The organism is Micromonospora sp. NPDC049004 (assembly GCF_040649315.1).
GTDB lineage: Bacteria > Actinomycetota > Actinomycetes > Mycobacteriales > Micromonosporaceae > Micromonospora.
On the sequence record NZ_JBEZFG010000008.1, the window covers coordinates 177,999 to 199,135 of the forward strand.

The window sequence follows — 21,137 nt, forward strand, 5'->3', positions numbered from 1 at the left end:
GTGATGACCGGCGCACCACACACCAGTGAGCACCGTGCGGTGCTCTACGTCATCGCCTGCGGTTCGCCGCTGGCCCGCCACGTCGGCCGTCTGGTGGAGCTGGCCCAGTCGGACGACTGGGACGTCTGCGTGGTCACCACGCCGGACGGCGCCAAGTTCGTCGACCAGCCGGCCCTGGTCCGGCAGACCGGCCACCCGGTGCGGACGCACTACAAGAATCCCGGCGACCCGGACGTGCTGCCGCCGGCCGACGCCATGATCGTCTGCCCGGCGACCGTGAACACGGTCAACAAGTGGGCCGCCGGCATCGCCGACACCCTCGCTCTCGGGCTGCTCGTCGAGGCGCAGGGCAAGGGCATCCCCATCGTCGCGGTGCCGTACACCAACGTCGCGATGGCCGCCCACCCGGCGTTCCGGGCCGGCGTGGCCCGGCTGGCCGACTGGGGCGTCACGGTGCTCTTCGGTGATCATGTCGTCGCCCTGCACCCACCCGGGACGGGTGAGCAGCACCTGCACGCGTTCCCCTGGCAGATGCCACTGGCCGCGCTGCGGACCGTCGCGTACCGGGCCGCCTGAGCGCCCGGCGGTTGCCTTCCCCGGGTCGACGGACCGGCGCGGCCGGGCCGGGCGTCGCCGCCCGACGGTCCCCGCGCCGGTAAGCTGGCCCGCCGTGAGCATCAGCGCAACCACCCCCACGGTGGCGGACGTGGTCGCCGAGTTGGAACGGCGGTACCCGCCGAGCTGGGCCGAGGAGTGGGACCGCGTCGGCCTGGTGCTCGGCGAGCCGACCGCCCCGGTCCGCCGGGTGCTCTGCGTGGTCGACGTGGTGCCCGAGACGGTCGCCGAGGCGCTGGCCGTCGGCGCGGACATGATCGTCGCGCACCACCCGCTGCTGCTGCGGGGTGTCTCCTCGGTCGCGGCGACGACAGTCAAGGGGCGGATCGTCCACCAGCTGATCCGGGCCGGCGTGGCGCTGTACGCGGCGCACACCAACGCCGACGTCGCGTCCCCCGGCGTCTCCGACGCCCTCGCCGCCCGGTTCGGCCTGACCGGGCTGCGCCCGTTGCAGCGGCCGGCGACCGGCTCCGCCGCCGAGGGTGACGACCGGGGCATCGGCCGGATCGGGGAGTTGCCCCGCCCGATGACCCTCGCCGAGCTGACCCGGCACGCCGCCGCCGTGCTCCCCGTCACGGCCTGGGGAGTTCGCGCCGCAGGGGATCCCGGGCGTATGGTTCGTACCCTCGCCGTCAGCGGTGGGTCGGGGGACAGCTTCCTCGGCGCCGCGACCGCCGCCGGGGTGGACGCGTATCTCACCTCCGACCTGCGGCACCATCCGGCCAGCGAGCACCTCGCCGCCGATGGTCCCGCCCTGATCGACGCCGCCCACTGGGCGACCGAACGACCGTGGCTGGACGACCTGGCCGCCCTCCTGCGAGAGGCGCCGGGCGTCGAGACGCTGGTGTCCGACCTGGACACCGACCCGTGGACCGTGCACGCCGCCGCACCCGTTGTGGACGACAAGGAGCCCGACCGTGAAGGCTGACCCCCAGGTCCAGCGCCGCCTGCTCGACCTTCAGGCGATCGACACCAACCTCGCCCAGCTCGCGCACCGCCGCCGCTCGCTGCCGGAGCGCGCCGAACTGGAGGCGCTGGCCCGGGAGCTGTCGTCGCTGGAGGACGAGCGGGTACGCGCCCAGGTCGCTGTCGACGACCTGGACCGGGACATCGCCCGCCTGGAGAAGGACGTCGAGCAGGTGCGGGCCCGCAAGGAGAAGGACCAGAACCGGCTCGCCGCCGGCACCGGCCCGGCCCGGGAGCTGGAGGCGCTCCAGCACGAGCTGACCTCACTCAACCGGCGCCAGGGTGACCTGGAGGACGCCGAGCTGGAGCTGATGGAGCAGCGGGAGACCGCGCAGGGCGTGCTGGACGGCGTGGAGCAGCGGCTGGCCGACACCCGGGAGAAGCGGGCCGCCACCGAGCAGCGCCGCGACGACGCGCTGGCCGAGATCGCCAAGGAGGAGGAGTTCAAGCGGGGGGCCCGGCAGCCGCTCGCGGCCGACCTCCCGGCCGAGCTGGTCACCCTCTACGACAAGATCCGCGAGGACACCGGGTTGGGCGCGGCACTGCTCACGGCGGGTCGCTGCGGCGGCTGCCGGCTGGACCTCTCCGGCGCCGACCTGGCGCGCATCCGCAAGGCGGCCCCGGACGACGTGGTCCGCTGCGAGGACTGCCGACGGATCATGGTCCGTACCAACGAGTCGGGCCTGTAGGTCGTGGCGCCGCGCGTGGTCGTCGTCGAGGCCGACGGCGGGTCCCGGGGCAACCCGGGGCCGGCCGGCTACGGCGCGGTGGTGCGCGACCCGGAGACCGGCGAGGTGCTCGCCGAGCGCTCCGAGTCGCTGGGTACGGCGACCAACAACGTCGCCGAGTACCAGGGTCTGATCGCCGGTCTGCGGGCCGCCGCCGAGCTGGACGCCGCCGAGGTGGACGTCCGGATGGACTCCAAGCTGGTGGTCGAGCAGATGTGCGGCCGGTGGCAGATCAAGCACCCGGGCCTGCGGCCGCTCGCCGCCCAGGCGGCCACGCTTGTGGGCCGCTTCGACGCGGTCCGCTTCACCTGGATCCCCCGCGAGCAGAACCGGCACGCCGACGCGCTGGCCAACGCCGCCATGGACGCCGCCGCCGGCCGACCCACCCCGCCGCCGGCGTCCCTCGGCGCACCGGCCTCGGCCAGCGCCCCGGCCGGGGGTGCCGCGACGGGCAGCGACCCGGCCACCGCGCCGGCCTCCTGGGAGCCCCGCCCGAGCTTCACCGCCACCCGCCTGATCCTCGTGCGGCACGGCGAGACCGCGTACACCGAGCAGGGCCGCTACTCCGGCCGCGGCGACGTGCCGCTCTCCGAGCGCGGCCGCGCACAGGCGCGCGCCACAGGTGCCCGGGTGGCCGCGCTGGCCCCGTCCGTCGCGGCCGTGCTCAGCTCACCCCTGTCCCGGTGTACGGCCACCGCCGCGGCGATCGCCGGGGCGCTCGGTGACGTGCCGGTCCGCACCGAGGCCGACCTGATCGAGTGCGACTTCGGGCAGTGGGAGGGGCGCACCTTCGCCGAGGTACGCCAGCAGTGGCCGGGGGAGATGGACGCCTGGCTCGCCTCACCGCGGATCGCCCCGCCGGGCGGCGAGTCGTTCACCCACGTGGCCGAACGCGTCCACCGGGTCGTCGGCGCGCTGCCGAAGGCGTACCCCGGGGAGACCGTGGTGGTCGTCTCGCACGTCTCGCCGATCAAGCTGGCGCTGCGCGACGCCCTCGCGGCCAGCGACGCCTTCCTGCACCGGCTCTTCCTGGACGCGGCCGGCATCTCGGTGCTCGACCTGTGGCCCGACGGCGGCATCGCGGTCCGCACGGTCAACGACACCGCGCACCTGCCCGCCGCCTGAGCCGCGCCCCTGCGGCGTCCGTCGCACCTCGCTGCACCGCCTGAGCTGTGGCCCTCGGGCGTCCGCTGCACCTCGCCCGCCGGCGGAACTGTCGCGCCGTTCGGCGCAGCCGGTGCGCCGTTCGGCGCAGAGCCGTCCGCGCTCTGATCGTGACGGCGGTCACAGAGTCGTAGCCTCCGGCCGTTACATCGAGTGCCACGACTCCCCGGAGGTGTGTCAGATGGCTGCACCGGAACCGGAGGCGCCCACCACGGCGCGATCCCGGGCGAAGGACCACAGCCCCTGGAACTGGTTGCTCTTTCTCCCCATCGTGGTGCCGCTGATCCCGGTGTTCTTCAACGGTGACGCGCCCCGGATCTTCGGGTTTCCGCGCTACTACTGGCTGCAACTGGCCTGGATCCTGCTCGGCGTCTCCACGACCACGCTCGTCTACCAGATGACGAAGAAGCGGGGTGAGCACTGATGTGGCGGGACCATCTCACCGAGATCATCGTCTTCTCCCTGCTGTTCCTGCTGGTCAGCGCGATGGGCTTCGTGGCCGCGCGGTGGCGGCGGCCGACGGACATGGCGCACCTCGACGAGTGGGGCCTGGGCGGGCGCAGCTTCGGCGGCTGGATCACCTGGTTCCTGGTCGGCGGCGACCTCTACACCGCGTACACCTTCGTGGCGGTGCCGGCGCTGATGTTCGGCGCCGGGGCGGCCGGGTTCTTCGCGGTGCCGTACACGATCGTCGTGTATCCGCTGGTCTTCCTGGTGCTGATCCGGCTCTGGTCGGTCTCGCACCGGCACGGCTTCGTCACCCCTGCCGACTTCGTCCGTACGCGGTTCGACTCGCCGGTGCTGGCGCTGCTGATCGCGATCACCGGCATCGTGGCCACGATGCCCTACATCGCGCTGCAACTGGTGGGCATCGAGGCGGTCCTCAAGACGATGGGCGTCACGGGTGACAGCGCCCTCGCCCGGCACCTGCCGATCATCATCGCGTTCGCCATCCTGGCGGCGTACACCTACCAGTCGGGGCTGCGCGCACCGGCGCTGATCGCGTTCGTCAAGGACAGCCTGATCTACATCGTGATCCTGGTGGCGGTCATCTACCTGCCGTACAAGCTCGGCGGTTGGGGTGACATCTTCGACGCGGCGGACGCGAAGTTCCAGGCGTCACCGAACCCGAACGACGGCATCCTGCTCAACGGCAACAACCAGTTGCAGTACGTCACGTTGGCGTTCGGCTCGGCGCTGGCGCTGTTCCTCTACCCGCACAGCATCACCGGTGTGCTGGCCAGCCGGAACCGCGACGTGATCAAGCGCAACATGTCGGCGCTGCCGGCGTACAGCCTGCTGCTCGGCCTGATCGCGTTGCTCGGCTACATGGCCATCGCGGCCGGGGTGAAGCCGCTGCCGGGAGCGTCGGCGGGCAGCGTCGACAACAACACGATCGTGCCGCTGCTGTTCGACCAGCAGTTCCCGGACTGGTTCGCCGGGGTCGCGTACGCCGCCATCGGCATCGGCGCGCTGGTGCCGGCGGCGATCATGTCGATCGCCGCGGCGAACCTGTTCACCCGCAACATCTACAAGGAGTACCTGAAGCGGGACGCCACCGCCGCACAGGAGGCGAACGTCTCGAAGATCACCTCGCTGGTGGTCAAGGTCGGGGCCGTGGCCTGCATCGTGTTCCTCGACCCGCAGTTCTCGATCGACCTCCAGCTCATCGGCGGCGTGATCATCCTGCAGACGCTGCCGGCCGTGGCGCTGGGCCTCTACACCCGCTGGTTCCACCGAACCGCCCTGATCGTCGGCTGGGTCGCCGGCATGGGGCTCGGCATGTGGATGCTCTACCAGGTGGCCAGCCCCACCCGGAAGCACTTCGGCGGGTCCGCGTTCCCGCTGGAGAAGTTCGGCTTCGACACGCCCAAGACGATCTACGTGGGCATCGTGGCGGTGCTGGTCAACCTGGCGGTCGCCGCCCTGCTGACGCTGATCCTGCGGGCCGTCAAGGCGCCCGAGGGAGTCGACGGCACCACGCCGGACGACTACTTCGCCGACGAGGGCGACCCCCGCATCACCCCCGGCGTCGACCGCGACGCCGACCCGGCCCGCGAACCGGTCGCCTGACCCGCCCCCCGGGCGAGCGCAGCCGCCCCGGTAGACCGTCGCGTCGGTCTGTCGGGGCGGCTGCGCTTTCGCGGCGTACGGCTACGGGCGGCTCGCCGAGCCGATCCCCCGCAGGGCAAGGGTCAGCAGCTGTTCCGCCTTGGCCGCGCCCATGGGTTGCGCCGCCAGCGAGATGCCGTTGGCGAGGATCATCAGGTCGGCCATGGTGATGTCGGGCCGTACCGAACCCTCGACGATGGCTCGGCGCAGCAGTGGTTCACCGGCGGCGACGAGCGTCGCGCCGCAGGCGTCGGTCTGCTCGACGGGCTCGTTCAGGAGCGAATCCGCGAGGCCGCGGGTTGTCGTGGCGTACGCGGTGACCTCGTGCAACCAGGTCGTCAGCGCGTCGAGGGCGTCCGGCGTGGCGACCAGGTCGCCGGCACGCGTTGCCAGGTTGTGCACACAGCCGCGGAAGACCGCCTGGAGCAGCGACCACCGGGTGGGGAAGTGCCGGTGCAGGGTCGCCGATCCCACCCCGGCGGATCGGGCGATCTCCTCGAGCGAGGCGTACGCGCCGTCGCGGGCGATCGCCTCGGCGGCCGCCGTGACGATGAGGTCGTAGTTGCGCTGCGCGTCCGCTCTCATGGTCCGCCTTGCAGAAGTGGGGTGGTCCCCCATATCGTAGCCGACGAGAAGTGGGGGGCCACCCCGCTTGTTTCTCGGGAGGCATCATGGCTGTTCTCGTCATCGGCGCGACGGGCAAGCAGGGCGGGGCCACGGCCCGAGCGCTGCTCGACCGGGGCGTCGACGTTCGTGCCCTGGTCCGTGATCCGGGCACCGACAGCGCCCAGGCGCTGCGGAATCGGGGCGCCGAACTGGTCAAGGGGGACCTGGACGACGTGGAGTCGCTGCTCGCCGCGGCGGACGGAATGGACGGCCTCTTCTCCATCCCGTATCCGGATGTGACGGACCTGCAGGGCAACGCCGAGGTGACCCGCGGTCGCAACGTCGTCGAGGCAGCGCGCCGCGCCGGCGTGTCGCACGTCGTGCACAGCAGCGTCTCGGGTGCCGGCGAGTTCCACCGCAACCAGCCCGGCTGGGCCGAGGGCCGGTGGGACAGGCACTACTGGGAAAGCAAGGCGGCCATCGACGAGATGGTGCGCTCTGGTGGTTTCGCGCACTGGACCGTCCTCAAGCCCTCGACCTTCATGGAGAACCTCGTCGGCTGGTCCTACCTCTTCGGCGACTGGTCCAGCGGCACGATCATCACCGGCTTCGCCGCGGACACCCGGCTTCCGTGGATCGCCGTCGACGACATCGGGGAGGCCGCGGCGACCGCGTTCGCCAACCCGGAGAAGTTCGACGGCCTGGATGTCGAACTCGCCGGTGACCTGCTCACCATGACCGAGGTCGCGGCCATTCTGAGTGAGGTCACCGGGCGCACGATCACCGCGCCCGTGCTCACCCCGCAGCAGGCAGTCGAGCGCGGCCTGCTGCCCGCCATGGTCAACGCTGTCGAGCAGATCAACGAGAACGGCAGCCCCGCCCGCCCGGAGATGACCCGGGCACTCGGCCTGCCCGCCACGGACTTCCGCACGTGGGCGCGGCGGACGTTCTCCTGAAACCCGGTCCCGTGCCAGGTGTGGGCTTCCGCGCCGGGCGGGCCCGGCGGCTTCACCGCAAGATCGTGCTCGATCGTTGTTGTAGTGGTGTTGGCCGCGCAGGAGGCCACTACAACCAGGATCTTGCGCGATCTTGGCGGTGGAAGGGCTTTTCGCGCGACTGGATGGCGCGGTGAGCCAGACCACGACACCGCCACGCGGGGTCAGCGGGTGCGGTTGCGGTTCACCAGGGCCTGGTTGAGGCGGCCCAGCAGGGTTGCCAGGGAGGCCCGGTCCTCGGCGCTCCAGTCGGCCAGCATGTCGCCGTAGAGCCGGGTGCGGGCGGACTGCACGGCGGCCATCCGCTGCAGGCCGGCCGGGGTGGGGGAGATGACAGTGCCCCGGCCGTCCGTCGGGTCGGGGGTACGGGTGATCAGGCCGTCCCGTTGAAGCGCGGACACCTGCCGGGTGACGGTGGAGCCGTCCAGGTTGAGTCGGGCGGCGAGCGCCGAGACGTTCTGCGGGCCGGCGTCGGCCAGGTGGCGCAGGATGACGTACGCCGCGCGGTCGAGCACCCGGTGCTCGGCGGTGCCGGTGGCCCGCCGGGTGGCCTCGCCGAAGCGCATCAACAGGGCCACCTCGGTCTCGATCCGGCCGAGGGTGCTCGCGTCTTGGTCGTCGCTCATAGCTGTATGATACAGAATAAGTACCTGTACGATACAGCTAATTGAGGAGTCGGAGTGGATCGGCGTTCCGAACCGAACCGCAGTGCCATCTACGCCACCACGCTGGTGGCCTTTCTCGCCATCGCCGGCATCGCCGTCGTCGACCCGATCCTGCCGGCCATCGGCGAGGCGATCGGCGTCACCGCCTGGCAGGTCGAGCTGCTGTTCACCGCGTACATCGCGGTGATGGCCGTCGGCATGATCCCGGCGACGCTGGCCAGCGGCCGGTTCGGCTTCAAGCCGGTGCTGATCACCGGCGTCTCCGTGGTGGGCGTCGCCGCGATCCTCGCCTCGTTCAGCGACAACATCGTGCAGCTCTCCGTGCTGCGGGGCGTCTGGGGGCTGGGCAACGCGATGTTCTTCGCCACCGCCATGGTGGTGCTGGTCAACCTGGCCGTCGACCGGGAATGGGTGGTCGGCCTCTTCGAGACCGCCCTGGGGCTCGGCTTCGCCGTCGGACCGCTGATCGGTGGCCTGCTCGGCCAGGTCAGCTGGCGGCTGCCGTTCTTCGTCTGCGGCGTCTTCATGGTCCTCGCCCTCGGCGTGGCCTCCCGCAAACTCCGCGAACCCACCAACCGGCAGGCCCCAGTACGCGTCGGCCAGATCTTCGCCACCTACCGCCGACCGGCGTTCATCGCCCTCTGCGTGGTGACCGCCGCGTACAACTTCGTGTTCTTCGTGGTGCTCGGCTACACGCCGCTCTTCCTCGGTCTGGACATCGTCCCGCTGGGCCTCGCATTCACCGGCTGGGGTCTCGGCCTGGCCACCGGCATCCTGGTGATCGGTCACCGGCTGGCCCACCGCATCGGCGCGGTGCAGACCGTCGGCCTGGCCATCGCCGGCCTGCTGGTCTGCATGGTCCTCTTCGCCACCTCCACCAGCACCACCGAGGCGATCGTGGTGCTCGTGCTCGCCGGCCTCTGCATGGGCCTGGCCAACGCCAACCTCACCGACCTGGCGCTCGGCCTCGGCTCCAGCGACCGGCGCGTCGCCACCGGCGCGTTCAATTTGGTCCGCTGGGGTGCCGCCGCGCCTGCGCCGATCATCTCCGGCAAGCTCGCCGAGCAGTCGCTGTCGCTGCCGTTCTGGGTCGGCTTCGGGGTGCTCGCCGTCGGCGTGCTGGTCTACCTGGCCTTCGCGCACGTGATGGCCGCCGGCTACGGCGAGCGGGTGCTGTGGTCCCGCTGGAACCGCAGCGCCGCGAGCGCCGAGAACACCGCCGAGGAACCGGTAGGCGAGGCGTACTGACGGGGCCTGCCGCCGCTGGTCCGCTGGACCGCCCAAGATCCGCGCACTTTCGGGGAAACTGCTGCCTCCGGGCTCGCTGAGGCAGCACCATCCCGGAAGTTGCGCGAATCTTGGCTTTGCCGCCGCTCAGTTCAGGGCACGCCAGAGCAGGTAGAGGCCGATCGTCGTACCGAACACCACGATCAGCGTCTTGAGCACCACCGGCGGCAGCCGGCGGACCAGCCGGGCGCCCGCGTACCCCCCGATCAGCGTGGCCGGCGCGACCACCGCGACCGCCGCCCAGTTCACCGGGCCGAACAGGGCGAACACCACAAGCGTCGTGAGGCCCACCAACGCGGAGAGCAGATTCTTGATGGCGCTCACCCGCGCCAGCGTCGCGTCCAGCACCAGGGCCAGGCCGGCGACCAGCATCACCCCGAGCGCCGCGCCGAAGTATCCGCCGTACACCGCGCCGAGCGCGACCATCGTCTGCACCGCGATCGTCCGCCGCCGCGGCGACAGTGCGCGGGGGTGACCGACCAGCCGGCGCAGCGGGCCCTGGAAGGCCAGGACCGCTGTCGCGCCAAGAACCAGAAATGGTACGACCAGCTCGAACGCGCGAGCCGGGGTGGCCAGCAACAGCAGCGCCCCGACGATCGTGCCCACGATTGTGGTGGGCACCAGTGTGGCCAGCGCCCGAGGTCGCGGCAGGTCCTGCCGGCTGCCCGCCACGCTGGCCACGTAGCCGGGAAACACGGCGACCGAGTTGCTGACGTTCGCCGGCACCGGCGGCAACCCGATCGCGATCATCGCCGGGAACGTGATGAGTGAACCGCCACCGGCCACCGCGTTGACAGTGCCAGCGGCGAGACCGGCGGCGAGCAGCAGCGCGGCATGGGAGAGATCCATAGACCCACGAGGCTAGCTGTCGCCTTCTGAGCTGGCGTCGCCGGATCGTCCATGAGCTGCGCGATCTTGCCCGCGCGGGGCGGCAATACCTGCCGCACGCTCGTCGTTAGGATGGGAGCGCGACGGACGAGTCGACCGGGCGGTCGCGTCGGCGGGCTTCGGCCCGCCGCCGAGGAACGTCCGGACTCCACAGGGCAGGGTGGTTGTTAACGGCAACCCGGGGCGACCCGCGGGACAGTGCCACAGAAAACAGACCGCCGACCCCAACGGGGACGGTAAGGGTGAAACGGTGGGGTAAGAGCCCACCAGCACCCCGGGTGACCGGGGTGGCTCGGTAAACCCCACCCGGAGCAAGGCCAAGCAAGGGCCGTCACCGCAAGATGACGACCCGGCGCAGACGCTTGAGGGCTGCCCGCCCGATGTCTGCGGGTAGGCCGCTGGAGCCTGCCGGCAACGGCAGGCCGAGATGGATGGCCGCCGCCGGCGCAAACCCCCTTGGGGTACGCGCCGCGCACAGAATCCGGCGTACAGGTCGACTCGTCCGTCGCCCACCAGCTCAGAGCCGTGATCAAGGTTCTGAGCTGGTTCTCTGTCCGGGCGTCGATGGTCGTTCATGGTCAATATCGGGCGGCGTTTGACGACGCCCTGAGTGCTGGCTCAGTTGGCCCCTTCTCAGGTCGGGCTGGCTGTGCCGCCGTGGGTCGTCTCGGGGCCTGCGCTCGATCGTTTCGGAGCGGGGCCGGCGACTGTGGGGGAGAGTCGGGCACGTCCTGGCGGTGGAGCTGGTGCCGCGACATGGTGACCCGGTGGCAAGCCAGTCCCGGGCTTGGACCGGCGCGGCGGACGGGAGCCCCAACCCCGACGTGCGTCGACGTGCCGGCTTCCGTACCGATCGATGGCAAGCCGGCTAGGCGAACCTGCCCCTACCGCCTAACCGGATGTCCAGGTCTCGCAGGAGGGCGCCGAGCCGTCTGCTGGTTTCGAGGTCCATGTACGGGATCGGCCGGCCTGCGGCCTGGTGCTCGCCCAAGTCGTACAAAGCAATGCGAAGGTCCTCGGCGGTGGCGAGGTCGAGTCGCAGCTCGATCGGGTCGTCCATGCTGCGACCGTAATTGGCGAACGCGTGCGGTGAAGAACCGCACCGTGGGTGCTTGTGGACGCCCTCACCTGAACGCTGTCGCTCATCCACGTCAGGGTGGAGGGCGATGGCGGGCAGTTTGGTGGGGAGCTGTCTGGCCGTCCCTGACTACTCGGCGTCGCTCTGTACCGATCCGGCGCCGGTGCTTCCCGGCCTGGGAGGTTCGGCGCTGTTGTGCACTGGTGGGTCAGTGACAGGGTCCTTCGCGTGGTGGTCGCGGATGGCATCCAAGACCCCGGGCAGTTGACCGCGAGCTGCGGCTGAACGCAGGTGGTCCAGGTAGTCGCGGGATTCGACGATCTTGCCGTCCCTGACGCGCATGACGAACACGGCCGGGATGGTGAAGGGTTCGTCGGTCTCCACCACGATTCCTTCGTACTGGAACTCGGCCACAATGACCTCGGGATCAGCGGTCTCGTGGATGTTGATCTGGGTTGGCCGACGCCGCAGAGTCGGGCCTTGGTACGGCTGCGGCCCGCCGCCGAAGTGGGCTCGTAGCTCTTCGCGGGAGCGCATCGGCGGTGCATCCAGCGGGAAGAACGGGTGGGAGACGTCGGTCTGCTCGGCATAGAGGTCCACCACCTCCGCCCAGCGCTCTTCGCAGACGCCGTTCACGAGTTTCAGGAAGACCTCGCGAGGAGTGTCGGTCACCGGCTCACCGTAACCTGCCGGCCCTATGGCCGGCTGCGCCTGGTCTCGGTCGCCGGAGGGTGAGGGTCGGAGCGTTGTACGACGACGCCGGCCGACCCATCGTTGTGATCTTGCCCTGACCGCGAACCGGTGTCAGTCTTCGAAGGGTGACCTTGCTCAAGCTGATCGAGACGACTCCAGGACAGTATTCGTTGCTGTTGGATGCGGGGACCATGCCGGTCGACGCCCTGGTCGAGGAGCTCGGTCACGAGCCCAACGGGTACTTCTGGGAAGGAGTCGCGGAAGTACTCGTCAGCACCGAGGCCCCGACGCTCGAAGGCCGGTTCGCGTACGACCCGGAGGGTGGCATGTTCTGCGCCCACGGCACCGATCGAGGCGCACTTCAAGAGCTGGAAGCTCTGTTGAACGTGGTCGCGGCCGACGGCGAACGCATGCGGCGGCTCATCACGGACGCCGAGGCGAGCGGGTTCGAGTTCGACGACTGACAGCTGGCGGGCGCCCGTTGGGGACGCCGGCACATTCGAGGCTTCGGCCCGGTGGCAGGGCTTCCAGGCGTCTGGCCTGGGTTACGACCGGGTGGTGACCTGAGCAACGAACGCTCGCCAAGCCGCCGGATCGAAGGTCAGGGCCGGGCCTGCGGGGTCCTTGCTGTCCCGGACGCCGACGACGCCAGGAAGGTTGTCGGCGACCTCCACGCAGTTGCCCCCGGACGATCCGCTGCGCCGGGACTTGCGCCAGATGGCGTTAGTGAGGTCCATGATGGCTGCGCACTTCCTTCATCAGCTCGTTGGACTGTCGGCGCGGGAGCGCTTCGTTGCGAACGTTCTCCCACCTCGCCTGGAGAGTATCCAGCCCATCTTCCGTGTTGACCACGATCCCGCCTAGCTGATTCTCAAGGTGCCCGACCCAAGCCCCATCGCTGGCCCGCGCCAGCGCGAACGGCCCGGACAGCCCGATGTGGAGACCGGCGCTCGCCGGGATCACGTGCACGTGGACGTGCGGCAGCTCGGCGATGGCGATGAGGTGGGCGATCTGTTCCGTCATGATGCCGGCGTACTCGTCGCCGCCGCGATGGAGCGCGGACTCGTCCAGGACGCCCACGACCTGCGGCGGAGCGTCGCTGGTCAGGATCTTGTGTCGGCTCATGCGGGCGCTCACCTGGTGGTCCACCTCGGTGGCGGACATACGATCGTTCAGGCGCATCACGACGCGGGCGTAGTTCTCGGTCTGGAGCAGGCCCGGGATCAATAGTGGCTCGAAGAGGCGAAGCTGTCGCGCGCCGCGCTCGGCGTCGAGCCACGGCAGAAACCACGACGGTGCGCCGAGCTTCACGACCAGGCGCCCGAACAGCCCATCGTTACTGAAGGCCCGGTCCGCTCCCCGGATGAAGTCCATCGTCAGCGCTCGGGTGCCGCTCTCCACGGCGCTGACATGCGAGGCGCTGAAACCCGCAGCCCGGCCGAACGACTCCTGCGTCATCCCGGACGCTCCACGAGCGCGACGGATCTCGCTCACGATGAAGTCCGCGAGGGGACTTGGCACGTCAGCCATTCAACGCTCCTCAAAACGGAGATCGACTACCCGAGGCGGCACACCCCTGGGGCCTGTCCCGCCAGCTCCGGCCCGGACACCTGCGACGCCTTCCGAGCGTAGTGGCATCCACAGCAGAGTGTCACCAGGCGGCGCGGCCGGTAGGGACCACGAGACCCGGCGGTCGCGTTCGTAGCGGGGCCGCTCCCGACGGGCGAGCACTCACGGGAGCGGCCCTTCCCACCCAGCACCAGGGGGAGACCGTGCCTAACGGCAAGCCCGAGAAGCCGATGCGGGCCGGCGACCTGGTCCACCTGACCACCGCGGCCAGCGTCCAGTTCCTGCGGCCGATCTTCGTACGCGTCATTCGCGAGCTGCCCGAGCGGCACACGTACGACGGATGGGTCTGGATCGAGGGTTACCAGCTGAACGCCGCCGGCGACGCGGTCGCGCGGCGCGAGTTGTACGTGCGACGTGCGGGCGTGCGCCGGCAGGCCCGGCCCGTCGCACCCAGCAGGCCACGCAGGCGCGTTCCGGTGCGCGTCGGATGACCGCCCGTCCTCGCCCGCACCTGCCGATGCGTCCGGCGTGGCTGTGTCGCAACTGCGCCGCGCCCTGGCCGTGCGGGCCGGCTCGGCTCGCCCTCGCGACCGAGTTCTACGGTCATTCGATCGCGCTGGCGTTCTACCTGGCCGCGTCCATGCGGGAGGCGATCGACGACGCGTACGACCTGGGTCTGCGTCCAAACGTGGCGGCGATGCACGACAGGTTCCTCGGCTGGTTGTCCCTGGCCCGACGGCCCCGCCGGTCCGGTCGAACCTGAGGTCCTGTGCGTGCCGGCGATGGTGGCCCAGTCAGGCCGTCGGGCTTGCATCCGATACCTGGGTACAGGCTTACCGTCGACGGTATGAGTGATCGCCCTGTCACGACTGACGACGCCTGGGTGCCGGATGCCTGCACCCTCCCGACGGCCGAGCGGCCGCTGCGGCTCGCCGAGTGGGATCGGTTCTTCACCGACGCGGTGCGGGGCGTGGGCCGGCTGTCGGCGCGGCATCTGCGCTTTCAGCTCGACGGTGCCGCGCGGGTCGACGAGGTGGCGCGGGACCTGACGGCCCGGGAGTCATCGTGTTGCTCGTTATTCACGTTCGGCCTTTCCCGGCCGGGACCCGAATCGCTCGCGCTGGACGTCCGAGTGCCGGCGGCCCACGTCGACGTGCTCGACGCCCTCGCCGAGCGGGCCCGGTCTCCGCGGACCCGGAGTTGACCGGGTCGGGCCTGCGCAGCGGGCAACTGGCCGACGCGGCAGGGGTCAACCAGCAGACGCTGCGCTACTACGAGCGGCGGGGCCTGCTCGACCCGCCGCAGCGTTCGCCGGGCGGGCACCGGCTCTACCCGGCCGAGACGGTCACCCTGCTGCGCGTCATCAAGACCGCGCAACGCCTGGGCTTCACCCTCAACGAGGTGGCGGACCTGCTCGACGCCGGCAGACACCGGCACCGGGGTCGATCCGACACCGGCCTCCAGGCGCGTGCCAGGGAAAAGCTTGTCGAGATCGAGCGGAGGCTGGCGGACCTGACAGTCATCCGTGACACCCTGCGGGACGCCATCTCGGCCGGCTGTGACGACCTGGTCACCTGCGCCGCAAACACCTGCTGCCCCCTGCCCTTCGCGGAACTGGCGGAGCACCGTCACGCCAACTGACGAACCGGCCGGGTGGGTCGCCCCACCCGGCCGGTGTCTTGATACCTGGAAACGTCAGTGCTTCTTGAACACCGGCATGGTGTCCAGGGTGGTGGTGATGTTCTGCGTGGTGCCGCCCCGGTACGTCTTCCCGGTGAAGATGTCGGTCCAGCTGTTGCCCGGCGGGAACCACACCGACGTCGTGGCGGTGGTGCCCGGCGTCGTCACCGGAGCCACCAGGTAGTCCGGCCCGTAGAGGTACTGCGAGCCGGCGGTGGCGTACGCGGCCTGCTCGTTCGGGTACGCCAGGTACATCGAGCGGACGATCGGCGTACCCGTGCGGGTGGCCTCCTTGGCGGCGGCGTAGGTATACGGCTGCAGTTCCTTGCGTAGGTTCAGGAACTTCTTGGCCGACGCGTTCGCCGCCGGGCCGTACTGCCAGGGCAGCCGGTCACTGTGGTTGGAGTGCAGCCTGTCGATCGGCTGGAACGTGCCGAACTGCACCCACCGGGCGTAGAGGTCGTCGGGCAGCTTGGTGCTGCCCGGTTCGGTGCCCGGCTCCTGCAGGCCGCCGGTGTGCCCCCCGATGTCGTGGCTCACTGCGGTCAGCCCGGTCGCGGCCGACTCACCAGGCGTGTAGCCGACCTCCATCTGCAGCGTCGACCAGTCACTGGTGGTGTCGCCGGTGAAGTGCAGCGTGGTGCGCTTGTCGGCCCACGGGCCGGTCGCCACCGGGGTCGGGCTGCCGTAGCCGCCGGCCTGCAACGAGCCGTACGCCCGCGAGAACGCGAAGCCGGTCTTGTCGGCGTACTGCTGGTTGATCCACGCGTCCGCGGTCACCCCGGGCAGGGAGGACTTCGTGTTGTCGCAGCACCAGTCCAGCCACCACAGGTCCGGACCCTTGCTGCCCTTGGGCAGCATCTCGTCGTGCAGCTGCATATACGCCTTGAGCTGGTCCGGGTCGCCGAAGTCGAACGCGTAGCAGTCGGGGCCGCCGTTGCAGCCGACGCGCTGGAGCTTGCCCTTCGCGGTGGCCTGCGCCTGCGCGAACTTCGGGTCCGAGCCGAGGATGCTCGGGTGGATGTTGATGCCGGTGTGCAGGCCCTGCTTCTTCGCCCAGTCGAAGAACGCCTTCGGGTCGGGGATCCGGGTGGGGTCGATGCTCCAGCCGTTCCACTTGTCCGGCGCCTTGATGTCCGTGTCAAGAACAAGAACATCCAGCGGTACGCCTTCGCCCTTGGCCCGGGCCACCAGGTTCTGGAACTCGGCGGCGGTGCGGTCGTAGTACTCGGAGTACCACACCCCGTACGCCCACTTCGGCAGCAGCTTCGTGGGCCCGGTCAGGGTCGCCAGGTCCTTCAGGGCCCGGGTGAAGTCCTGCCCGTACGCGAAGACGTAGCCGTCCTGCTCGGCGGCGGGTCGGGGCTTGGTGGTGCGCAATGCCGAGGCCGAGTCGTCGAGGAGGTACCAGCCGTCCTGGTAGAGCAGGCCCGGGGCGGTGAGCGCGGAACCGGTCACGCCGTCCAGGCCCCGGCGGTAGCCGCCGAGCGGCGCGTGCGGGGCGAGCAGCGGGGAGTCCTTGCTCGTGACGGCGACCGTGTCGATGTTGACGTTGCAACTGGCGTCCGTGGGGCACCCCAGCGTCACCGTGTTGGTGCCACGGTCGAGGTGGACCGGGACGGAAACGGTGTTCCAGTAGTCCCACCCGCTGGTCGTCGGAAGAGTCGCCGTGACCGGCGTCGCCGTCCCGGCCGTGACCGACATGGTGCGCGCCTGGCTCGGCTGGGCGCCGGCCTGGCCGTTGGCGTAGCGGATCTGCACCTGGTAGGCACCCGGGGACGGAACATCCGTCACGGTGAGCGCGACGGCGGCCGTGGTGCTCTCCAGGCCGGCAAGGAATCCCGTACCGGAAGCGCCGTTGTGGTCGTTCGCGGGCCGCGCGCCGCCGGTCAGCGCGCCGGTCTCGGCCTCCGCCAGCGTGCCGAAGCGCAGGGGCTGCGGCTGGGGCGCGGCCGGCGCCGGGAGCGGGTCACCCGGGTTGACCACCGCGAGGCTGTCGACGTTCACGTTGCCGGAGTCGTTGGGACCCCGCACGACGCTGATCTCGTGCCGACCCGCGGTGAGGTCGACAGGCACGCTGGCCAGACCCCAGGTGTCCCAGTTCGCTGTGGGCGGCAGCGTCAGCGTACGACCGGCGTCGCCGTCGACCGTGACCGTCAGGGTGCGGGCCACGTTCTGACCGTCGCCGCCGGTGCTGTTGGCGTAGCGGACCCAGAGCTGCTTCGTGCCGCCTGCCGGTGCGTCGAGCGCGAACGTGACCGAGTCGCCGGACGAGGCGAAACCGGCCGCGAAGCCGCGCCCGCTGTATCCCCGGTGGTCGGTGGCCACGCCGGGACCGCTCAGCTGTAGTGACTCGGCCTCGCAGAGCGCGCCGAACGCGCACGCCGGAGCGGTGTGGCTGGCCCAGGGCTGGCCCTGCACGACCTGCTTGCCGGTCTTGAGCCGCACCGTCAGGTTGTCGGCGGTGAACGCCCCTGAGCCGACCTGGTAGCGCAGCGTCATCTCACCTGTGTCGATGGTGAGCCAGCCGTGGTCGACGTGCTTGGTGAACCGCGTACGGGGGAAGTCGTCGCGCCCGATGGCGTTGAAGGTGGCGGCGTCGGTGAACCTGCCGTCCTTCTGGTACTCGGTGCGGATCAGGGTCGGGGACAGCACCTCGAACCGAGCGTTGCCCGAGCGTACGGCTGTGTCCTGGCCCTTGTTGGGTCTGGCCTGCGCCGGCCCGGCCGGAGCGAGCGCCAGCCCCGTGATGAGAATGCCGGCCGCGGCGGCTGCCGTCGTGCGGCGGCGCGGTGAGTTCCGATAGAGCAAGATGCGCTCCTCGTCTCATATGGAGGAAATGAGTCGATGACAACGCTGTCACTCGCCGGAAACACATGTCAACGGGCCTCGAAGGGTGTCCCTTCTCTCTTTCCCGCACCACCCATGCATGACCACGGGCTCGTAGGACGCCACGCCTCCGGACCGGTCTGCCGCAAGCCGACGCCCGGGATGATCCACTCCAGGTCGGCGATCTGGGGGTATCAGGCCGCTCGGATGCCGCCACATCGGCGATCCCGAGTGGATCACGCCGCGCCGACCGCCGCCCGCCGCGCTGCGGGACGCGGGTCGCCGGTCAGCAGGGTGCGGCGGCCAGTGGGGCTGCGCCGGCCAGGGCCTCGACCGTCGTCGTCGGCGCGGCTGACTCCGCCACCGGCGTCGGCGAGGGCGAAAGCGAAGGCGAGGGCGAGGGTGAAGGTGACGGCGGGACGGCGGCGAGAAGGGAGGCCGAGGTGCGTTGGACCTGCTTCGGCGTCATGCGGATGCCCGTGGCGGTCGTCTGGTGGCCGTACACGTCGGTGACCCTGATCGTGTACGGCCCGGGGCCGATCCCGTCCTCGATGGTCCAGTAGTTGTCGACCTGACGGGCCGCCTTGCGGAAGCCCCCGCTCGGCCCCTTCGCCTCGACCGAGCGCAGCGGGTTGCCGTGGTTGCCGACCTGCACGGCGAACCACCACTGCGACGCGCCGCCCTTGAGCCGGAAGGTGAGGCCGCCGTCGAGCGGCGGGTCCACCACCGCCCGGTACGTCACCTGCGCGATGCCCTGCGCCCGGTCGGCGATCCGGGCGAACGCCTCGTCGGAGAGGTCGATCTTGCTAGGCCCGCACCCGCCGCATTGGTCCATGACCATCACCCGGACCGTGCCCTTCGGGCCGCTGACGTCCAGGTAACTGCCGCAGGCCGCCGCCCCGGAGTACTGCGACGCGCCGAGGGCCACGTAGAGCCGGTCCGCGGGAGGGCCCGGGAAGGAGCAGGTGCCGCCCGAGCGGCCCGCGTCGTAGAAGCTCGCCGTTCCCTTGTGGACGGTGTTGCCCGCGGGTGGCGCGGCGCAGGCCGGGGTGGCGCCGCCGCGTACGGCGAGGGTGATGCCGAGTACGGCGGCCAGAGCGGCGATCCCGGTGCCGGCCAACCAGTGCCGGACCCGCCGCTTCAACCGGGGCGTGCCGTTGTCGCCGGCCGGGGTGGCGTTCTCCGGATCCGTGCCTGGTGCCGTCACGGCGGCTGATGTTGCCGCACCACGCCACGGCAGCGCAAAGCCGTCGAGCGAACCGTCACGCGCTGGTTTGGCAAGGGCGCAGTCCGTTGCGACTGTCGCGTTGTCGGCCCCTTCTAGAGTTCCGGCCATGAACCGTCGACGCCCGAGCCGAACCTTCCTACGGGTCTTCTCGGCGTTCTACCTCGTCTTCGCGATGACCGTCACGGGCCTCGTGATCTGGTCGATCGCGGCTGACCGCGGAGCGTCGGAGGCATCGGCCGTGGTGCGCGACGTCGAGCATCGCGGTGCGCGAACCATCCTGACGGTTCAGTTCACGACGAGCCGCGGTGAGACATGTGAAGCGGACTTTAGTGCGGCGGTCGACGCGAACCGGGCCGTGACCGCCGGCGAGCGCATTCACGTCCACTACGCCGAGAGCAACCCCTGCTTCGGGGTGCGCGAGGTTGGCGATCGAACGCCTTGGTTCATCCTTCTCATCGGCGTGGCACTGCTGACCGTCGCCGCCATCCTGGCGTACGTCGTCTGGCGTCGGCCACGACCTCCGCTCCCACTGCGTTACGCGAATATGCCCTGACGGCCGGACAGCCGCGTGGCTATCGTGCGGTCGTCGGCCTTGCGAGGACGCGGTCCCAGTCGACGGTGCGGGCCCAGTCGGCGTAGCTGTGCCAGGCGACGTCCGGGTACCTGGCGTGCAGCGCGTCGATGTCGGCGAAGTCGGTGGTGTCCTCGAAGCGTTGGAACATGTCGCCGATCTCGTCGCCGGCCCACTGCCGGACCTGGTCGAGCGGCATCCGCCGGTACGGGATCTCGCGGCCGAGCACATCGCCGAGGATGCGGGCCGCCTCCTCGCCGGTGACCCGGTCGGAGACGACGTCGATCCGCTCGCCGACGAAGCGGTCCGGGTGCTCGATGGCGTGCACGGCGAGGCCGGCGATGTCCCGGACGGTCACCTGGTCCAGCGGCTTGCCCGGGGACAGCGGGTTGGCCAGGACGCCGTCGGTGAGCCGGCTGAAGCCGACGTTCAGGGCGTTCTCCATGAAGTACACCGGCCCGAGGACTGTGGCACGGACCTGCTGTTCCCGCAGGTACGCCTCGACGAGCTGTTTGCTGTCGGCGTGGTCGATGTCGGTGGCGACCATCCGGTCGGCGCCGCGTACGGAGGAGTAGACGAGATGCGCGTCGGCCCGCGCCGCGGTGTCCACCAGGAGGCGACCCTGGGCGACCTCCTCGTCCTTGCCACCGGCGCCGAACGGCACGGACAGCCCGAAGATCGCGTCGGCGCCGTGGGCGGCTCTGGCGAGCGCCTGCGGATCGGCCAGGTCACCGACGGCGAGCCGTACCCCGGCGGCGGCCAGTGCCACGGCGGACGGCGACTCGGGCGATCGCACGTAGGCGGTGACGTCGTGGGCGTGGTCGAGCAGCAGTTCGGCGACGGCGCCGCCCTGCTTTCCGGTGGCGCCGATGACGAGAACGGTGGTCACGGTGCGGCCTCCCCGATCGCGGTTCGTGGACGACGCCGAGTCTGTGCCCTCAACCATGGTTGAGGGCAAGGGTTAGGCTCGGGCCATGCCGAGGGCCCGCACCGCCTTCCACGAACTCAGCGTCGGACAGGTCGCCGAGCGCAGCGGCGTGGCCATCTCCGCGCTGCACTTCTACGAACGCAAGGGCCTCATTCGCAGCACCCGGACGGCGAGCAACCAACGTCGGTACGGTCGCGACACGCTGCGCCGGGTCGCCTTCATCCGGGCGTCGCAGCGCGTCGGCATCTCGCTGACGGCGATCCGGGAAGCCCTGGACCAGCTCCCCAGCGAACGCACGCCGACCCATGTCGACTGGAACCGGCTGTCCGCGGCCTGGCGTACCGAACTCGACGCGCGCATCGCCCACCTGCAGGCGTTGCGGGACGACCTCACCGAATGCATCGGCTGCGGCTGTCTCTCGCTGCGGGCCTGCCATCTGACGAACCCCCGTGACGTGCTCGGTCGTGAGGGCCCCGGCGCACGTCGTCTGCCGCGGACGGACTGATCACGGCCGTCTGCCGGTATGGCCACGACG

General features: G+C 70.6%; 25 protein-coding genes and 1 other RNA gene. 16 read left to right on the forward strand and 10 right to left on the reverse strand.

Annotation, left to right across the window (positions count from 1 at the left end):
* Positions 1-3 precede the first annotated feature (3 nt).
* The 6 genes from AB0B97_RS23935 (at position 4) to mctP (ending at position 5,546) form a co-directional block, all read left to right on the forward strand.
* Complete coding sequence (locus AB0B97_RS23935) at positions 4-576, forward strand: flavoprotein (RefSeq protein WP_234586453.1); 573 nt, start codon at positions 4-6, stop codon at positions 574-576.
* Between the two features lie 130 nt (positions 577-706).
* The gene (locus AB0B97_RS23940) at positions 707-1,543 is read left to right on the forward strand and encodes a Nif3-like dinuclear metal center hexameric protein (protein WP_234586550.1); all 837 of its coding nucleotides are present in this window, start codon (positions 707-709) and stop codon (positions 1,541-1,543) included.
* Complete coding sequence (locus AB0B97_RS23945) at positions 1,533-2,270, forward strand: C4-type zinc ribbon domain-containing protein (RefSeq protein WP_357496551.1); 738 nt, start codon at positions 1,533-1,535, stop codon at positions 2,268-2,270. Before AB0B97_RS23940 ends, AB0B97_RS23945 begins: the two co-directional genes overlap by 11 nt.
* Before the next feature lie 3 nt (positions 2,271-2,273).
* The gene (locus AB0B97_RS23950; RefSeq protein ID WP_357496552.1) at positions 2,274-3,434 is read left to right on the forward strand and encodes a bifunctional RNase H/acid phosphatase; all 1,161 of its coding nucleotides are present in this window, start codon (positions 2,274-2,276) and stop codon (positions 3,432-3,434) included.
* A 220-nt stretch (positions 3,435-3,654) separates the two neighbouring features.
* On the forward strand, positions 3,655-3,897 hold the full coding sequence (locus AB0B97_RS23955) for a DUF3311 domain-containing protein (RefSeq protein WP_234586459.1): 243 nt from the start codon (positions 3,655-3,657) through the stop codon (positions 3,895-3,897).
* On the forward strand, positions 3,897-5,546 hold the full coding sequence (gene mctP / locus AB0B97_RS23960; RefSeq protein ID WP_234586461.1) for a monocarboxylate uptake permease MctP: 1,650 nt from the start codon (positions 3,897-3,899) through the stop codon (positions 5,544-5,546). The genes AB0B97_RS23955 and mctP overlap by 1 nt, the downstream gene beginning before the upstream one ends.
* Positions 5,547-5,627: 81 nt before the next feature.
* Here mctP and AB0B97_RS23965 read toward each other — a convergent pair whose 3' ends face one another.
* Entirely contained in the window at positions 5,628-6,170 is a 543-nt protein-coding gene (locus AB0B97_RS23965) for a helix-turn-helix domain-containing protein (RefSeq protein WP_357496555.1), read from the reverse strand.
* Positions 6,171-6,256: 86 nt separating this feature from the next.
* On the opposite strand from AB0B97_RS23965, the gene AB0B97_RS23970 reads away from it, so the two are divergent.
* Positions 6,257-7,147 (forward strand): NmrA/HSCARG family protein, encoded by an 891-nt coding sequence (locus AB0B97_RS23970; protein WP_357496557.1) that lies wholly within the window; start codon positions 6,257-6,259, stop codon positions 7,145-7,147.
* 203 nt (positions 7,148-7,350) lie between these two features.
* Here the strand turns inward: AB0B97_RS23970 and AB0B97_RS23975 are convergent, their stop codons facing one another.
* Positions 7,351-7,812, reverse strand: coding sequence for a MarR family transcriptional regulator (locus AB0B97_RS23975; protein WP_234586465.1), 462 nt, complete (start codon positions 7,810-7,812; stop codon positions 7,351-7,353).
* 54 nt (positions 7,813-7,866) lie between these two features.
* Between AB0B97_RS23975 and AB0B97_RS23980 the strand changes: the two genes are divergently transcribed.
* Entirely contained in the window at positions 7,867-9,099 is a 1,233-nt protein-coding gene (locus AB0B97_RS23980) for an MFS transporter (protein ID WP_357496559.1), read from the forward strand.
* Between the two features lie 126 nt (positions 9,100-9,225).
* Here the strand turns inward: AB0B97_RS23980 and AB0B97_RS23985 are convergent, their stop codons facing one another.
* Entirely contained in the window at positions 9,226-9,987 is a 762-nt protein-coding gene (locus AB0B97_RS23985) for a sulfite exporter TauE/SafE family protein (protein WP_357496561.1), read from the reverse strand.
* A 127-nt stretch (positions 9,988-10,114) separates the two neighbouring features.
* Here AB0B97_RS23985 and rnpB point away from each other — a divergent pair.
* Positions 10,115-10,531: RNase P RNA component class A (gene rnpB / locus AB0B97_RS23990), an RNA gene on the forward strand.
* Positions 10,532-10,894: 363 nt separating this feature from the next.
* Here the strand turns inward: rnpB and AB0B97_RS23995 are convergent.
* On the reverse strand, positions 10,895-11,086 hold the full coding sequence (locus AB0B97_RS23995; protein ID WP_357496563.1) for a hypothetical protein: 192 nt from the start codon (positions 11,084-11,086) through the stop codon (positions 10,895-10,897).
* A gap of 147 nt (positions 11,087-11,233) precedes the next feature.
* Complete coding sequence (locus AB0B97_RS24000) at positions 11,234-11,776, reverse strand: nuclear transport factor 2 family protein (RefSeq protein ID WP_357496565.1); 543 nt, start codon at positions 11,774-11,776, stop codon at positions 11,234-11,236.
* Positions 11,777-11,922: 146 nt separating this feature from the next.
* Here AB0B97_RS24000 and AB0B97_RS24005 point away from each other — a divergent pair, with 146 nt between their 5' ends.
* The gene (locus tag AB0B97_RS24005; protein WP_357496567.1) at positions 11,923-12,261 is read left to right on the forward strand and encodes an immunity 51 family protein; all 339 of its coding nucleotides are present in this window, start codon (positions 11,923-11,925) and stop codon (positions 12,259-12,261) included.
* Positions 12,262-12,342: 81 nt separating this feature from the next.
* Here AB0B97_RS24005 and AB0B97_RS24010 read toward each other — a convergent pair whose 3' ends face one another.
* Together AB0B97_RS24010 and AB0B97_RS24015 are read right to left on the reverse strand one after the other, a co-directional pair.
* Positions 12,343-12,534: a DUF397 domain-containing protein gene (locus AB0B97_RS24010; protein ID WP_357496569.1), complete on the reverse strand. Its 192-nt coding sequence runs from the start codon at positions 12,532-12,534 to the stop codon at positions 12,343-12,345.
* Positions 12,521-13,327 (reverse strand): helix-turn-helix transcriptional regulator, encoded by an 807-nt coding sequence (locus AB0B97_RS24015; protein WP_357496571.1) that lies wholly within the window; start codon positions 13,325-13,327, stop codon positions 12,521-12,523. Before AB0B97_RS24015 ends, AB0B97_RS24010 begins: the two co-directional genes overlap by 14 nt.
* A 269-nt stretch (positions 13,328-13,596) precedes the next feature.
* On the opposite strand from AB0B97_RS24015, the gene AB0B97_RS24020 reads away from it, so the two are divergent.
* The 4 genes from AB0B97_RS24020 (at position 13,597) to AB0B97_RS24035 (ending at position 15,007) form a co-directional block, all read left to right on the forward strand.
* Positions 13,597-13,857, forward strand: coding sequence for a hypothetical protein (locus tag AB0B97_RS24020; RefSeq protein WP_357496807.1), 261 nt, complete (start codon positions 13,597-13,599; stop codon positions 13,855-13,857).
* Positions 13,854-14,129: a hypothetical protein gene (locus AB0B97_RS24025; protein WP_357496573.1), complete on the forward strand. Its 276-nt coding sequence runs from the start codon at positions 13,854-13,856 to the stop codon at positions 14,127-14,129. Before AB0B97_RS24020 ends, AB0B97_RS24025 begins: the two co-directional genes overlap by 4 nt.
* A gap of 84 nt (positions 14,130-14,213) precedes the next feature.
* On the forward strand, positions 14,214-14,570 hold the full coding sequence (locus AB0B97_RS24030) for a hypothetical protein (RefSeq protein WP_357496575.1): 357 nt from the start codon (positions 14,214-14,216) through the stop codon (positions 14,568-14,570).
* Complete coding sequence (locus AB0B97_RS24035; RefSeq protein WP_357496577.1) at positions 14,567-15,007, forward strand: MerR family transcriptional regulator; 441 nt, start codon at positions 14,567-14,569, stop codon at positions 15,005-15,007. Before AB0B97_RS24030 ends, AB0B97_RS24035 begins: the two co-directional genes overlap by 4 nt.
* A gap of 54 nt (positions 15,008-15,061) precedes the next feature.
* On the opposite strand, the gene AB0B97_RS24040 is transcribed toward AB0B97_RS24035, so the two are convergent.
* Positions 15,062-17,857: a TIM-barrel domain-containing protein gene (locus AB0B97_RS24040; protein WP_357496579.1), complete on the reverse strand. Its 2,796-nt coding sequence runs from the start codon at positions 17,855-17,857 to the stop codon at positions 15,062-15,064.
* Positions 17,858-18,161: 304 nt separating this feature from the next.
* Entirely contained in the window at positions 18,162-19,082 is a 921-nt protein-coding gene (locus AB0B97_RS24045) for an expansin EXLX1 family cellulose-binding protein (protein ID WP_357496581.1), read from the reverse strand.
* Between the two features lie 127 nt (positions 19,083-19,209).
* Between AB0B97_RS24045 and AB0B97_RS24050 the strand changes: the two genes are divergently transcribed.
* Positions 19,210-19,656 carry a hypothetical protein gene (locus tag AB0B97_RS24050; protein WP_357496583.1) on the forward strand — a complete coding sequence of 149 codons (447 nt, stop codon included), beginning with the start codon at positions 19,210-19,212 and terminating at the stop codon, positions 19,654-19,656.
* Positions 19,657-19,675: 19 nt separating this feature from the next.
* On the opposite strand, the gene AB0B97_RS24055 is transcribed toward AB0B97_RS24050, so the two are convergent.
* A complete protein-coding gene (locus tag AB0B97_RS24055; RefSeq protein WP_357496585.1) occupies positions 19,676-20,563 on the reverse strand; it encodes an NmrA/HSCARG family protein in 888 nt (295 codons plus the stop codon).
* Positions 20,564-20,648: 85 nt separating this feature from the next.
* Here AB0B97_RS24055 and soxR point away from each other — a divergent pair, with 85 nt between their 5' ends.
* Entirely contained in the window at positions 20,649-21,107 is a 459-nt protein-coding gene (gene soxR / locus AB0B97_RS24060) for a redox-sensitive transcriptional activator SoxR (protein ID WP_357496587.1), read from the forward strand.
* Positions 21,108-21,137: the final 30 nt, after the last annotated feature.